Below are 12,956 nucleotides of genomic sequence, written 5' to 3'. Positions count from 1 at the left end.
CGAACGACGTGCCGCGGGGCCGCCTGGCCCGGGCGGGGAGCCGTTGTGTGCCACGCCGCCCTCCTGCCCGGGGCGGGGGAGGGGAAACGCGAGGTGGCGCCTCGCGGGCGGTGTCGTGGCGTCGGGCGCTGGCGGGGGAGGAGGGTCGGGGTCCGGTGGGGGCAAGGCTCGCGGTGGAGCGGAGGCGGAAGGGGTGGACGGCGAGCGGGTCGGAGGGTCGGCGGAAGCCGGTGATCGGTCAATCGGTCGCCATGGAACTACGCATAGAAGTACAAAACCCCACAAAATCATGCATAACACCGTTTATGCATGAAACATGGACGAATCGGGAGAGGGGTGCGGCCTCAGGGGGACACCCCGCCGCCCAGAACACCGAGGCGAACGACGCCCGGCGCCGGGAGGCCAGCCCGGACAGAGTGACCCAGCCTGCGCGGCCGAGAAGCTCGAGCGATCTCCGGACACCAGTGCGTCCGGCGAGCCACGTCACCGGGGTTGACCAGTGGACCAGCCCGGATTTCAGGCTTCAGACGTAACCACCGCCGTGGACTGCCAGACATCCGACAGACATCCGATCAGCCCGCAACGGCCAGCCAACACCCGCGTGACGGCGTTCTCGGCGCCGGACCCGGACCGGCACGCGCACGGCCGCAGTACTCACCGCCGTCCAGGGACTCAACCGCCCAGTCACGCCGACGCCAGAGCCGCCCGGCGCGCCGACGTCCACGCGTCACAGCACCCGGGCGCGCCCACGCACGGCCCACAGGGCCGAGAACCCCTTCCCCGCAGGCCATCCCGTATCGCCGATAATGCACATTATGTCAAGTGGAGCTTATGTCAGGTAGACCTGACAGGTAGAGCTGAAGGAAGACCTCCCCCGTCCGCTGACACCCCCAGAGGCCGACGGATCCTCTCCCGACCCGCCCCCGAGCGCGTATTCCGCGACACAGCAGCTCCACCGACGTCAACCGCCCGCGCCCCCGGGACCCGCACCACCAGGCCCCGGGGAACGCACACGCGCCCTACTCGGGCAACCGCAACCATCCCGTACGCACCTGCCACGCACCCCCCGACTCCAGCCGCTCCACCACCGCACGCTCCAACCGCGTGCGCCGCCCGGCCGCCGCCACGTCCACCACCGGCATCCCGAACACGAACCGGAACACGTCCGACTCCCCCGGCTGCCCGCGCCCCACCAACGTGAACCTCCGCTGGAACCCCACGATGTTGGAGCCCTCCCCCAACACCTCCTCCCACTGCGGGTCCAGCAACCACGACGTACACGTGGCCACCACCGGATCGAACCCCAGGTGCGAGCGCGCGAACTCCCGCGCCCGCCCCAACGCGTCATCCACCGACGCCGGATCCAGGCCCCCCGACGGAATGTGCAACCGCAGCGCCAGGTCCCCACGGCCCATCCCCGGACCCAACCGCGCCGCCTCCTCCCGGGGGTACCACTCCACACCGCCCTGGTCGGTCAGCACCCCCGGCTCCAGCTGCAACCCGCCCACCCAGTACAGGCGCCCACGGAACTGCGCCGCCACCCACGACGCCGTCTCCACACCCAACCGGCCGAACATCCGCCGCGACCGCGCCACCTGTACACCCACGTCGGCCAGCGTCGCCGCCGTCACCGCGGGGTCCACGCCCAACTCCGCGTGCGCCTCGAACTGCGCCGGAACCCGCGCCGCGAACGCCCACAACGACGCCGCACGCACCCGCGCGTCCTCGGCCCCCACCAACGACGGCCAGTCCTGCCACTCCCCCAGCGCCAGATCCGCGTCCGCGCACAGACGCCGGTACATGCACCCCACCAGGTACCACAGCTCCGGCGGCCACTCCCCCGGCTCCGAGCCCGAACCCGGCCAGAGCGCCTCCACCTCGGCCCGGTCCACCGCCTCCAGCGCGAACAGGTCCAACACCTGCTCCGCCTCAGCACCCACCGGAACCTCCAGAGCCCTTACCGGCTCCGGCAGCCGCTCCGTCTCCTCCAGCCACAGGCGCACATCCGCGCCCAGACCGAAACGTTCCACCACCGCGACGCTATCCATCCCCACATCATGTCCCAGCGCCCACGCGGCGCGCGAGTGAGGCCAGCGTCTCTGATTAGCTAAGTGATCCGATGGAAGACATCTTGCCTGCTAACGGAATCTCCCACCGTGGTGGGGTGGCGTGGGCGTGCAGGTGGAATCCCGCGCCCAACGCCGCCCCTCTCGGTCTGTGCCGGGTGGTGGGTGTGCTGATCGTGTTCACGCCCTGGTGCCGGTGGGCCGCGCGGGGCAGCCGGGACCGGTCCGGTGGTGGGTGCCCCGCGTCGCCTGGGCGCAGGGCGTGTGGGTCGTTGCCGGGTCGGACCGGTCCTGGACCGATCCCCCCGACAGGTCTTCGTGACGGCCGCTGCGATGACCACCGCGCGGGTTTCGAGCGTGTCCACCACCGCGCGGATGCCCATCGCCCCCGTGGCGCGGTCGGTGACGGTCCTGGCCTGATGGGTCAGGCCGCGTGCGGCCACGCGCTGCCACGCACCGGCGTCGCGGTCGCCCTGCCACCCGCAACCGTTACGGTCGGGACACACCGCCCACTTCCACCCCCGGACGGGCCGCTCAGGAGCCTTGCGGTGCCCCAGCGGAGCCAGACAGCGGGGGCAGTGCTTGGAGGTGCCCCGGGCGGGCACGGTGACCACCGCGATCCCCACCTCGGCGCGCCACTTCGCGGAGCGCAGGATGCGCCCGGCCATCTCCTGGGCCATGCGCACGATCCGGTCGTTGACACGCACGCCCTTCGGCGGTTCGGCGGTTCGGCGGTCCAGCCCAGGCGGCGCAGTGCCATCCACGCGTTCGAGGGCAATCGCCGCCCGGTCTCGTCCACACTGGACGCCAACGCGTCCACGTCAGCGGTATTGAAGTGCTCGGCCAGCAACCCGGTGGATGGCCGACACCAGATCAGCACACCAGCCCACACGTTCGGCCAGCGCTGAGGCTGACACGAGTGCGCCGGCCCTCTCCTGCGACCCGGTACGCAGCACGACCGGAGCGCACGCGGTGCGCGAGATCTCGCCCTTCATGAGAGGCGCTTTGCGGCTCACCGGTCACCACCCCACACCAGGCAGGTGGGCGCACCCGGCTGGGGCGATCGGCATTGCTGGCCGACCGCCCCGGGCAGAGTCCGGCCCGGGGCCGGGAAGCGGGTGCGCATGAAGGCGAGCATGGCACGCAGCACGGACACGTGTGAGGGTTTCGGGAAATTCCCGCGTCCTGGTGACGCTGCGGCCTGTGCGCTGGCTGGCTCGGGCTGTGTTGTCCTGACTGGGGTCTGGTTCGTCTTTGGGAGGTCCGTCTTGGGCCGCCCGGTCAAGGCCGAAGGAAAACCAGGGTTAATGATGAGCCTCACAGGTGGGCATAGTGTTGACGTAACCCGCGAAAGCCCCACACCAACCGAAAAAGAGGACCGCCACCGATGCCCGTGCCCGACCCGGAGCAGCACGTCCGCGACTGGCTCGCCACATACGACACACCCACCACATCGGTGGCCCACCTCCTCTGCGACCGCCACGACCCCCACGCCACCGCCACCACCGAGATCGGCCCCACCCTGGAGGCCACCACCCTCACCTTCGGCGAACTCGCCCAGCGCTCCCGCGACCTGGCCACCGGGCTCGCCGACCTGGGCATCACCACCGGAGACCGCGTCGCCACCCTCATCCCCAAGGGCACCGACCTGACCGTCACCGCCCTGGCCGTGTGGCGCCTGGGAGCCGTCCTGGTCCCCCTCCTCTCCTCCTTCGCCCCCTCGGCCATCAACGAGCGCCTCACCGACTCCGGTGCCCGCCTGGTCGTGTGCGACGCCGAGTACCGCGCCAAGCTCGACCCCGGCGCCGACCACCCCTGGTACATCGCCACCACCGCCGTCGAGCCCGCCCACGAGGGCGACCACACCCTCACCGGCCTGGCCGCCCGCGCCGCGACCGCGCCGCCCGCCCCCGACGCCGCCGTGGGCGGGGCCGGGCTGCTGGCCGTCGTCTACGTCTCCGGCGTCATCGGTCCGCCCCGGGGCGTGCGCGTGCCCGTGCGCGCCCTGGCCGCCATGCACGCCTACCACCACTACGGCCTGGGCGTGCACGACGACGACGTCTACTGGAACACCGCCGACCCCGGTTCCGCCTACGGCCTGTACCACGGGCTCATCTCACCGCTGCTGGCCGGGCACAACTCCCTGGCCCTGCGCGCCGGGTTCTTCGATCCCGAGCTGACCCTGGACGTGCTGGGCGTGCACGGCGTCACCAACCTGGCGGCCGATCCCACCACCTACCGCACGTTGCGCGCGGCCACCAAGACCCTGCCCCCCGAGGTCATGGTGCAGAGCCTGGCCAGTGCGGGCGAGCCCCTGGCCCCCGACGTCATCGACTGGGTCACCGACGTCTTCGGCATCCCGGTGCGCGACCACTACGGGCAGACCGAGCTGGGATGGTGCGTGGGCGTTGCCAACGGCGACACCGGTCGGGAGCCCGCCGTTCTGCCGCCGGGGGCGATCGGTCCCGCCCTGCCGGGCTGGCGGGTGCAGATCCTGGAGGCGATCTCCGACGACCCCGCTCCCCTGGGCGCCTACGGGCGTGTGGCGGTGGACCTGGCGCACAGTCCGCTGGCCTGGTTCGACGGCTACATCGGCCACGAGGGGGCCTCGCAGGTCAGGTTCACCCCCGACCACGCCTACTACCTGACCGGGGACACCGGTATCCAGGACCGTCAGGGTTCGCTGTTCTTCTCCACCCGTGACGACGGCGCCATCTTGACCTACGGGTACCGGATCGGTCCGACGGAGGTGGAGTCGGTGCTCAACGCCCACCCCGCGGTGGAGGAGTGCGGGGTGTACTCGATCCCCGACGAGCTCGCGGGGCAGGTGATCGGTGCGCGGGTGGTTCTGCACGCCGGTCGTGAGGCCACGCCGGAGCTGGCCGAGGAGCTCAAGGGGTGGGTGGGTGAGCGGTTCGCCGCGCACGCCGCGCCGCGGGTGGTGGACTTCGTGGAGGAGCTGCCGCGCACGGCCTCGGGCAAGATGCGTCGGGCGCGTCTGCGCTGACCCCTCCTCCCCTCCCCTGCTCGGTGGTGCGGGGCGGGCGGGCGCGTCGGCGCTGTCTGGTGCTTCCCCCGTGTGGGGGTCAGGGGACGAGTTCGTCCACGCGGGCGGCCAGGGACATGTCCTTGTCGGTGACGGCTCCCTCGGAGTGGGTGCTCAGCGCCAGGTGCAGGGTGTCGTAGCGGATGTCGATGTCGGGGTGGTGGTCGACCTGCTCGGCGGCCTGGGCGATCTCGTTGACCAGGGCGATGGCGGCCGGGAAGTCGGGCAGGCGCACGGTGCGGCGGATGGCGGGTGCGGCGGGGTCCAGTTCCCAGTCGGTGAGGCGGGTCAGGCCGTCGCGGATCTGCTCCTCGGTGAGCTTCATGGTGGGTCCTCTCCCCTGTTGTGGTGTTCCGGTGCGGCCGGGTGCCCGTGTGGGTGGTCGCAGGGGGCTACGTACCCGTGTGCGGGGTGGGGGTCACATTCGGTGCGTGTGTTCTCCGAGGTGGAGCTGTGTGGTGGTTGGTGCGGCGAAGCCGCTCCTTTAGGTTTTTTGTTGTTTCGAGAAAAAGAAGGCCCGACTGTACGACGTAGATTTTAATCAACTTAGTAGCTTAGTAGTTCGCGTTATCAAGCTGAGGCCAGCCTCCCCACCTGCGCCGATCCTGCCCGTATGGGCCCCTGTGTCCCTCTCAGGCTTGCGCAATCCCCCGTTGAGCGGTTCACTCTGGGGAACTCCGGCCCCTCCCCCGCCCGGTGGACGTCCCCCGCAGGCAACGCCCGCCGCTCTCCCCCCGGAAGCGAGCCCATGCCCCACAACAAGCGCCGTTCGCTTCGCGCCCGCATGATCACGCTGGTCCTGTTCCCCAGCACCGTGCTGCTGACCCTGTGGGCCGCCTTCACCGCCCTGCTCATCGGCGACATCGGCGAGCTGCGCGCCACCGCCACCTTCACCGAACAGGTCGGCGTCCCCGTCGAGGAGACCATCGGCGCGCTCCAGCGCGAACGCCGCGCCACCATGGACGCGGCCTGGGGCACCGAGCGCACCGCCCTGTACCTGACCTACTCGCGCCAGCACACCGACGAGGCCGTGGACGCCCTCAGCCAGAGCCTGGACGCCTTCGACGTGCAGGACCTGCCCGAACAGGCCCTGGCCTTCCGCGCCGCCGTCAACCGCGTCGACACCCTGCGTGCCCGGGTGGACGCCTCCTCCCCCACCGAGATCGACCTGGAGGAGACCTCCACCGTCTACGACGAGGTCATCGAACAGGGCCTGCGCGTGTGGGACGGCCACGTCGAGCGCGCCGACCCCGCCCAGGCCCCGCACCTGCGCTCCCTGACCTCGCTGATGCGCACCCGCGAGCTCCTCAACCAGCAGGACACCGTCCTGGCCCACGCGGTGGCCACCAACGCCTTCCCCGTCCAGGCCCACGCGCAGTTCGCCGCCGCGGCCGGCGCCCAGCACTACACCTGGGACCGGGTCGTGGTCGAGATGAGCGAGGAGGACAGTCAGGAGTACATCGAGCTGGAGTCCTACACCGAGTTGCAGCGCATCTACCAGCTCCAGGAGAGCATCATCTCCATGCCGGTGCGGGGCGGGGCCACCGTCCCGGTCAACGCCACCGCCTGGCAGGGCGCCGCCGAGGCCGTGGACGCGCGCATGCGCGACGTCGAACAGGGCCAGATCGACCGGGTCATCGCCTTCAGCCGCTCCCAGTCGGCCGAACTGCGCACCAGCGTCCTGCTGATGAGCGTGCCCGCCCTGGTGGCCGCCCTGGTCTCCTCCGCGGTCGCGGTGGGCGCCACCCAGCGCCTGGGCAGGCGTCTACAGGACCTGCGCACGGTCACCCTGGAGCACGCCCGGGTGCGTCTGCCCGAGGTCACCGCCCGGCTGCGCGCGGGCGGCAGCGTGGACGTGGACGCCGAGGTGCCGCGGCTGCAGGTGGAGAGCACCGACGAGATCGGACAGGTGGCCGAGGCCTTCAACGACGCCCAGCGCGCGGCCGTGGCGGCGGCGGTGGAGGAGGCGCAGGTGCGCGCGGGCGTGCGCAACATGTTCCGCAACATCGCCCGGCGCACCCAGGCGCTGGTGCACCGGCAACTGGGGCTGCTGGACGCGCTGGAGCGCTCCGAGACCGATCCCAAGGTGTTGGAGTCGCTCTTTCGCATCGACCACTTCAGCACGCAGATGCGGCGCAACGCCGAGAACCTGATGCTGCTCAGCGGGGACGCCCCGGTGCGGCGGGGGCTGGCGCCGGTGCGTGTGCACGAGGCGGTGCGGGCCGCGGCCAGCGAGATCGAGGACTACGTGCGGGTACGGGTGCTGGCCGTGCCGGGGGTGGCGCTGCGCGGCGAGGTGGGCGCGGACACCGTGCGCCTGCTGGCGGAGCTGTTGGAGAACGCGACGTCGTTCTCGCCCCCGGGCACGGAGGTGACGGTGCGCGGCCGGGCCGGGGAGGCGGGCGGGTGCGTGCTGGAGGTGAGCGACCGGGGGCTGGGGATGACGCGGGAGCAGTTGGAGGCGGCCAACGCGCTGCTGCGCGACCCGCCGCGCTTCGACCTGGCCCGGATGCGCGAGGACTCCCAGCTGGGGCTGTTCGTGGTGGCCACCATCGCCGCGCGCCACGGCCTGGAGGTGACGCTGAGCGCCGGGCAGGGGCGTGGGACGTGCGCGGTCGTGGCCGTTCCCGGGGACGCGCTGGCGGCCGAGGACGAGGACGCCGCGCAGCCGGGCGCTGCGCGACTGCCCGCGCCCGCGGCGGCCACCACAGCGGGTGCCGCGCGGTCGCAGCGGCTGGTCCTGGCGGGCGGGGCCTTGGCTGCGCGGGGAGAGGCCGGGCCGCGAACGCCCGAGCGGGAGCGGCAGGTGGCGCGGGAGCCCCTGGTCGAGACCGCGGCCGGAGCCGCGGGCGAGGCTGTGGACGAGGACGGGGGCCAGACCTACAAGGGTCTGCCCAGGCGGCGGCGCAAGAGCCTCCAGCCCGCGCCCGCCCCGGCCGCGCCCGGTGCGTCCGGGGGCCGGGAGGCGGCGGCTGAGCGGCCGCTGACCGAGATCCGGTCGATGATGAGTGCTTTCCAGTCCGGGAGCCTGCGCGGGCGCGCGCAGCCCCTGGACGGGGATGGAGACGGCGTGCGCGATGTGCGCCCCGGTGAGAGCTCGGAAGGGTGATGTCGATGACGGCGGACGCTGCGGCGGGAGGCCGGACGGCCGACGCGGTGGAGGAGCAGTCCCCGGCCAGGACGCTGGACTGGCTGCTGGGCGACCTGGTGCGGCGGGTGGCGGGGGCGCGGCACGCGCTGTTGCTGTCGGCGGACGGGTTGCTGCTGTCGTGCTCGGCCGACCTGGAACGCGAGCAGGGTGAGCGGCTGGCCGCGATCGCGTCCGGTTTCGCGAGCCTGGCCCGGGGCGCGCGGGGGCAACTGGGCGCGGCGGAGGTGCGTCAGACGGTGGTGGAGATGGACAACGTGTTCTTCTTCGTCCTGGCGGCGGGCCAGGGCGCGTCGCTGGCGCTGGTGGCCGAGTCCACGTGCGACATGGGCCAGGCGGCGTTCGAGGTGAACCGTCTGGTGCGCCAGGTGGGTCCGCACCTGTCGGCACTGCCGCGGCGCGGGAGCGCGAGGAGGTGAGGGCGTGGACGTTGAGCCGCCCGGTCGGGAGTCGGGACGGGAGTGGTCGTTCGAGTCGAGTCTGATCCGGCCGTACTCGTTGACGGGTGGGCGCACGCGTCCCTCGCGTACGGACTTTTCGATGACCTCGCAGGTGGTCGCGGTCGCCCCGGCTCCCGCCGGGGAGGTGGACCCGGAGCTGGAGCTGATCCTGTCGCTGTGCGCGGGGCCGGTGTCGGTGGCCGAGGTGGCCTCGCGGTCGGGGTTTCCGCTGGGGGTGGCGCGGATCTTGCTGGCGGACCTGTTGGACCAGGGCCGTGTGGTGGTGCGCACCTCCGACTGGGAGCGGCACCGGCCCGACGCCGGGACGCTGCGCTCGGTGCTGGAGCGCATCCGTCAGCTGTGAGGGGCAAGGTGGTGTCGAGGTGGAGTGGATGAGTCGTTGGTCGTGATGGACGCCGAGGGTGCGGGACCGGTTCCCGACACCCTCAAGATCGTGGTCGCGGGAGGCTTCGGGGCGGGTAAGACCACCCTGGTCTCGGCGGTGAGCGAGGTGGAGTCGCTGCACACCGAGGAGGTCATGACCTCCGAGAGTGTGGGCGTGGACGATCTGGACGGGGTGGAGGCCAAGGCGACCACGACGGTGGCTTTGGACTTCGGCCGGATCACGTTGGACGGGTCGACGGTGGTGTACCTGTTCGGTACGCCGGGCCAGCGGCGGTTCTCGTTCATGTGGGAGGAGCTGACCGAGGGCGCCTTGGGGGCGGTGGTGCTGGCCGACACCCGGCGGTTGGCGGACTCCTTCGACGCGATCGACTTCTTCGAGTCGCGCGGGGTGCCGTTCGTGGTGGCGGTGAACTGCTTCGACGGGCAGCGCACGCACCGGGCGGACGACGTGCGGGTGGCGCTGGACCTGGAGGAGCGGGTGCCGTTGCTGTTGTGCGACGCCCGGGACCGGGAGTCGGTCAAGGAGGTGTTGGTGGAGCTGGTGGCTCTGGTGTTGCGCCTGGAGCTGTCGGGGGCCTGAGAGGGAGCGCCCCAGGTGGGGCGGTGGGGTCCGGCCCGGGTCGCGTGCGAGCCGGGCCCCTCGCCTGTCGGGGGCCCGGGGTGTGCCCTGTGGGGGCGGTGCCGCGCGGGACCCGCCCCTCCCCCGTTTCTGGTCCCCTTGGCCGAGCCGTCGGCCGCCCCGCCGGGCCGCTGGCGGTGGGGGCGGGGGTCAGCGGGGGGCGCCGCGGCGGTCGACGGGGACGATCATCGGGGTGTCGGTCTCGGGGTCGGCGATGATGCGCACGGGCAGGCCGAAGACCTCCTCGACCAGGGAGGCGGTCACCACGGTGGAGGGGTCGCCCTCGGCGACGATGGCGCCCTCCTTCATCACGATCAGGTGGGTGGCGTAGCGGCAGGCGTGGTTGAGGTCGTGCAGGACCGCGACCAGGGTGTAGTCGCGTTCGGCGTGCAGTTGCGCGCACAGGTCGAGCATGTCCATCTGGTGGGCGATGTCGAGGTAGGTGGTGGGCTCGTCCAGCAGCAGCAGGGGGGTCTGCTGGGCCAGGACCATGGCCAGCCACACGCGTTGGCGCTGCCCGCCCGAGAGCTCGTCCACCGACCGCTCGGCCAGTTCGGTCACCCCGGTGGAGGCCATGGCCTCGGCCACGACCGCCTCGTCCTGCTTGGACCACTGGCGCAGGAACCCCTGGTGGGGGAAGCGGCCGCGGGCCACCAGGTCGGCCACGCCGATGCCGTCGGGGGCGATGGAGGTCTGCGGCAGCAGCCCCAGGCGGCGGGCGACCTCCTTGGCGGGGTAGGAGCTGATGGCCTTGCCGTCCAGGTGCACGTGGCCGTGGGCGGGCTTGAGGGTGCGTGACAGGGCCCGCAGCAGGGTGGACTTGCCGCAGGCGTTGGGTCCCACGATCACCGTGAAGGAGTTGTCGGGGATGGTGACGGCCAGGTCCTGGGAGATGACGCGCTGGTCGTAGGCCAGGGTGAGGTCGCGTCCGTTGAGGCGGGAGGCGGAGTGGTCGGGGTTGGGCATCGTTCTTCCTCGGTCTCGGTCAGGCACGTCCGCCGCGCCATTCGGTGTAGAGCAGCCAGATCAGGTAGCTGCCGCCGATGACGGCGGTGACCACGCCGACGGGCAGCTGGGTGGGGGCCAGGGCGCGCAGCGCGACCAGGTCGGCCACCACCAGCAGGGCGGCGCCCATGAGCGCGGATCCGGCCAGGGTGGTGCCGCCGGTGCGCATCAGGCGCCGGGCCAGCTGGGGTGCGGCCAGGGCGACGAAGCCGATGGGGCCCGAGACCGCGATGGCGGCGCCGGTCAGGGCGCTGGCGGCGGCCAGGGCGATCAGCTGGGTGGAGCGGGTGGGCACGCCCAGGCCGCGCGCGGTGTCATCGCCCAGTTCCATGAAGCGCAGGCGCTGGCCCAGGGCGAGCAGGACCGGTCCCAGCAGGGCCAGGCAGATCCACACGGCCGCGACCTCGGCCCAGCCGCGGCCGTTGAGGCTGCCGATCATCCAGATCTGGGCGCTGAGGGCCTCGGTGAGTTCGGCGCGGGTGAGCAGGTAGTCGCGGACGGCGCCGAGCATGGCGGCCATGCCGATGCCGACCAGGACCAGTCGGTAGCCCTGGACGCCGTTCTTGGTGGAGAGCAGGTAGACGGCGGCGGCGGTGAGCATGCCCCCGGCGATGGCGCCCAGGGACACCCCCAGGCGTCCGGCGCCGAAGAGCAGGATGACGGCGACGGCCCCGGTGGCGGCGCCACCGGTGAAGCCGATGATGTCGGGGCTGCCCAGGGCGTTGCGCGACAGGCTCTGGAAGACGGCTCCGGCGATGCCCAGGGCGGCGCCCACGCCGATGGCGGTCAGGGCGCGGGGCAGGCGCACGCCCTGGACGAAGAACACGTCCAGGCGTTCGCCGTAGCCCCAGATCGCGGCGGGCACGGCGCCGAGCCCGATCTCGTAGTCGCCCACGGCCACCGAGACGACCAGGGTGGCGATGCACAGGGCGGTCAGGACCGCGGCGACCACGAGGGTGCGCGGGCGCACCAGCAGGGACAGGCGTTCGCCGAACAGGCGCAGGGCGAAGGAGCCGCGGGGTGTGGTGCGCGAGCTCGCCTTCGGGCGGTGCGGTGTCAGGGTGCGGCTCACAGGTGGGCCATTCTCGTGCTGCGGACCAGGGCGATGAACAGGGGGGCGCCGACGAAGGCGGTGATGATGCCGACCTCCAGTTCGGCGCCTGGCACGATGACGCGGCCCAGGGTGTCGGCGGCGGTGAGCAGCACGGCGCCCAGGACCGCGGAGTAGGGCAGCAGCCAGCGCTGGTCGGGGCCGGTGACCAGGCGTGCGGCGTGGGGGATGATCAGGCCGACGAACCAGATGGGGCCCGCGGCGGCGGTGGCGGCGCCGCACAGCAGGATGACGCCCACGGCGGTGGCGGCGCGGATGAGGGGGATGTTGGCGCCCAGGGTGGCAGCGAGGTCGTCGCCCAGGGCGACGGCGTTGAGGGAGGGGCCCAGGCACAGGGTGAGGACGATGCCCGCGACGAGGAAGGGCGCGACCTGCCAGAAGACGTCGAGGTCGCGTCCGACCAGGGAGCCGACCTGCCAGAAGCGGATGCGGTCGAAGACGAACTCGTTGAGGACGAACACGCCGTGGATGAGGCCCTGCAGGACGACGGCGACGGCGGTTCCGGCCAGGGCCAGGCGTACGGGGGTGGCGCTTGAGCGGCCGCGTGAGCCCAGGGCGTAGACGGCGACGGCGGCCAGGGCGGCGCCGACGAAGGCGGGCCAGACGTAGCCGGTGCCGGTGGCGCCGAAGGCGATGACGGCGATGACCACGGCCGCGGCGGCGCCGGAGTTGACGCCGAGGATGCCGGGTTCGGCCAGGGGGTTGCGGGTCAGGGCCTGCATGAGGGCTCCGGCCAGGCCCAGGGCGGCGCCGACGAAGACGCCGATGATGGTGCGGGGCACGCGCAGGCTGCGGATGACGTCGTGGTCGTAGGAGCCGTCGTAGGCGGTCAGTGCGGCCCACACGTCGGCGGCGGGGATGGGTTTGGTGCCGACGGTGACGCTGAGCAGGGCGCACAGGGTGAGCAGGCCCAGGGCGGCGACCAGCCCGACGGGGCGGATGATGCGCCTGGTGAGGGTGGGGCGCGTGAGGGTGGGGGCGCGCAGGGCCACGGCTTCCCCGTTCGTTGTCGCGTGGGTGGTGGGCGGGGCTGACCTGGTGGGGTGCAGCCTTGGGGTGGCACCGGTGAACTGCGTGCCGCCCCGGACAGGTTAGCCTTACCTTCATCCCGTTCGC

11 protein-coding genes and 1 pseudogene are annotated in these 12,956 nt (G+C 72.4%); 5 read left to right on the top strand and 7 right to left on the bottom strand.

The features are described from left to right. Window positions 1-1,019: 1,019 nt before the first annotated feature. The 3 genes and pseudogenes from ACSIH6_RS04690 to ACSIH6_RS04680 all read right to left on the bottom strand — a co-directional run bounded on the left by ACSIH6_RS04690 (window position 1,020) and on the right by ACSIH6_RS04680 (window position 3,222). Window positions 1,020-2,048: an acyltransferase domain-containing protein gene (locus tag ACSIH6_RS04690; RefSeq protein WP_435106953.1), complete on the bottom strand. Its 1,029-nt coding sequence runs from the start codon at window positions 2,046-2,048 to the stop codon at window positions 1,020-1,022. A gap of 533 nt (window positions 2,049-2,581) precedes the next feature. Next, window positions 2,582-2,734, bottom strand: a pseudogene (locus ACSIH6_RS04685) (transposase family protein); the annotation flags it as partial. Between the two features lie 344 nt (window positions 2,735-3,078). Continuing rightward, entirely contained in the window at window positions 3,079-3,222 is a 144-nt protein-coding gene (locus tag ACSIH6_RS04680; protein WP_435106951.1) for a hypothetical protein, read from the bottom strand. Between the two features lie 231 nt (window positions 3,223-3,453). On the opposite strand from ACSIH6_RS04680, the gene ACSIH6_RS04675 reads away from it, so the two are divergent. Beyond that, the gene (locus ACSIH6_RS04675) at window positions 3,454-5,073 is read left to right on the top strand and encodes an AMP-binding protein (RefSeq protein WP_435106949.1); all 1,620 of its coding nucleotides are present in this window, start codon (window positions 3,454-3,456) and stop codon (window positions 5,071-5,073) included. A 79-nt stretch (window positions 5,074-5,152) separates the two neighbouring features. On the opposite strand, the gene ACSIH6_RS04670 is transcribed toward ACSIH6_RS04675, so the two are convergent. Continuing rightward, entirely contained in the window at window positions 5,153-5,437 is a 285-nt protein-coding gene (locus tag ACSIH6_RS04670; protein WP_435106947.1) for a 4a-hydroxytetrahydrobiopterin dehydratase, read from the bottom strand. A gap of 423 nt (window positions 5,438-5,860) precedes the next feature. On the opposite strand from ACSIH6_RS04670, the gene ACSIH6_RS04665 reads away from it, so the two are divergent. The 4 genes from ACSIH6_RS04665 to ACSIH6_RS04650 are packed head-to-tail and all read left to right on the top strand — an operon-like array spanning window position 5,861 to window position 9,685. Next, window positions 5,861-8,221, top strand: a complete 2,361-nt coding sequence (locus tag ACSIH6_RS04665; RefSeq protein WP_435106945.1) for a sensor histidine kinase — start codon at window positions 5,861-5,863, stop codon at window positions 8,219-8,221. Then, complete coding sequence (locus ACSIH6_RS04660; RefSeq protein ID WP_435106943.1) at window positions 8,221-8,679, top strand: roadblock/LC7 domain-containing protein; 459 nt, start codon at window positions 8,221-8,223, stop codon at window positions 8,677-8,679. The genes ACSIH6_RS04665 and ACSIH6_RS04660 overlap by 1 nt, the downstream gene beginning before the upstream one ends. A 4-nt stretch (window positions 8,680-8,683) precedes the next feature. After that, window positions 8,684-9,064 carry a DUF742 domain-containing protein gene (locus tag ACSIH6_RS04655; protein ID WP_435106941.1) on the top strand — a complete coding sequence of 127 codons (381 nt, stop codon included), beginning with the start codon at window positions 8,684-8,686 and terminating at the stop codon, window positions 9,062-9,064. A 45-nt stretch (window positions 9,065-9,109) separates the two neighbouring features. Next, on the top strand, window positions 9,110-9,685 hold the full coding sequence (locus ACSIH6_RS04650) for a GTP-binding protein (RefSeq protein WP_036552209.1): 576 nt from the start codon (window positions 9,110-9,112) through the stop codon (window positions 9,683-9,685). A gap of 189 nt (window positions 9,686-9,874) precedes the next feature. Here ACSIH6_RS04650 and ACSIH6_RS04645 read toward each other — a convergent pair whose 3' ends face one another. Genes ACSIH6_RS04645 through ACSIH6_RS04635 form a run of 3 tightly spaced genes read right to left on the bottom strand, consistent with a single transcriptional unit; the run spans window position 9,875 to window position 12,832 of the window. Continuing rightward, complete coding sequence (locus tag ACSIH6_RS04645; RefSeq protein WP_435106939.1) at window positions 9,875-10,690, bottom strand: ABC transporter ATP-binding protein; 816 nt, start codon at window positions 10,688-10,690, stop codon at window positions 9,875-9,877. Between the two features lie 19 nt (window positions 10,691-10,709). Next, entirely contained in the window at window positions 10,710-11,801 is a 1,092-nt protein-coding gene (locus tag ACSIH6_RS04640) for a FecCD family ABC transporter permease (protein ID WP_435106937.1), read from the bottom strand. Further along, window positions 11,798-12,832, bottom strand: a complete 1,035-nt coding sequence (locus ACSIH6_RS04635) for a FecCD family ABC transporter permease (protein WP_435106935.1) — start codon at window positions 12,830-12,832, stop codon at window positions 11,798-11,800. The genes ACSIH6_RS04640 and ACSIH6_RS04635 overlap by 4 nt, the downstream gene beginning before the upstream one ends. Window positions 12,833-12,956: the final 124 nt, after the last annotated feature.

The sequence above is a fragment of the Nocardiopsis synnemataformans genome, from assembly GCF_965343085.1.
Lineage (GTDB): Bacteria > Actinomycetota > Actinomycetes > Streptosporangiales > Streptosporangiaceae > Nocardiopsis > Nocardiopsis alborubida.
This window is presented reverse-complemented; position numbering and strand designations above follow the sequence as displayed.

What these genes read in the sequence shown, in the direction of transcription:
- ACSIH6_RS04660 (WP_435106943.1), top strand. Translation starts at nt 8,221, where the DNA reads ATGTCGATGACGGCGGACGCTGCGGCGGGAGGCCGGACGGCCGACGCG.
- ACSIH6_RS04690 (WP_435106953.1), bottom strand. Translation starts at nt 2,048, where the DNA reads ATGGATAGCGTCGCGGTGGTGGAACGTTTCGGTCTGGGCGCGGATGTG.
- ACSIH6_RS04650 (WP_036552209.1), top strand. Translation starts at nt 9,110, where the DNA reads ATGGACGCCGAGGGTGCGGGACCGGTTCCCGACACCCTCAAGATCGTG.
- ACSIH6_RS04665 (WP_435106945.1), top strand. Translation starts at nt 5,861, where the DNA reads ATGCCCCACAACAAGCGCCGTTCGCTTCGCGCCCGCATGATCACGCTG.
- ACSIH6_RS04645 (WP_435106939.1), bottom strand. Translation starts at nt 10,690, where the DNA reads ATGCCCAACCCCGACCACTCCGCCTCCCGCCTCAACGGACGCGACCTC.
- ACSIH6_RS04670 (WP_435106947.1), bottom strand. Translation starts at nt 5,437, where the DNA reads ATGAAGCTCACCGAGGAGCAGATCCGCGACGGCCTGACCCGCCTCACC.
- ACSIH6_RS04675 (WP_435106949.1), top strand. Translation starts at nt 3,454, where the DNA reads ATGCCCGTGCCCGACCCGGAGCAGCACGTCCGCGACTGGCTCGCCACA.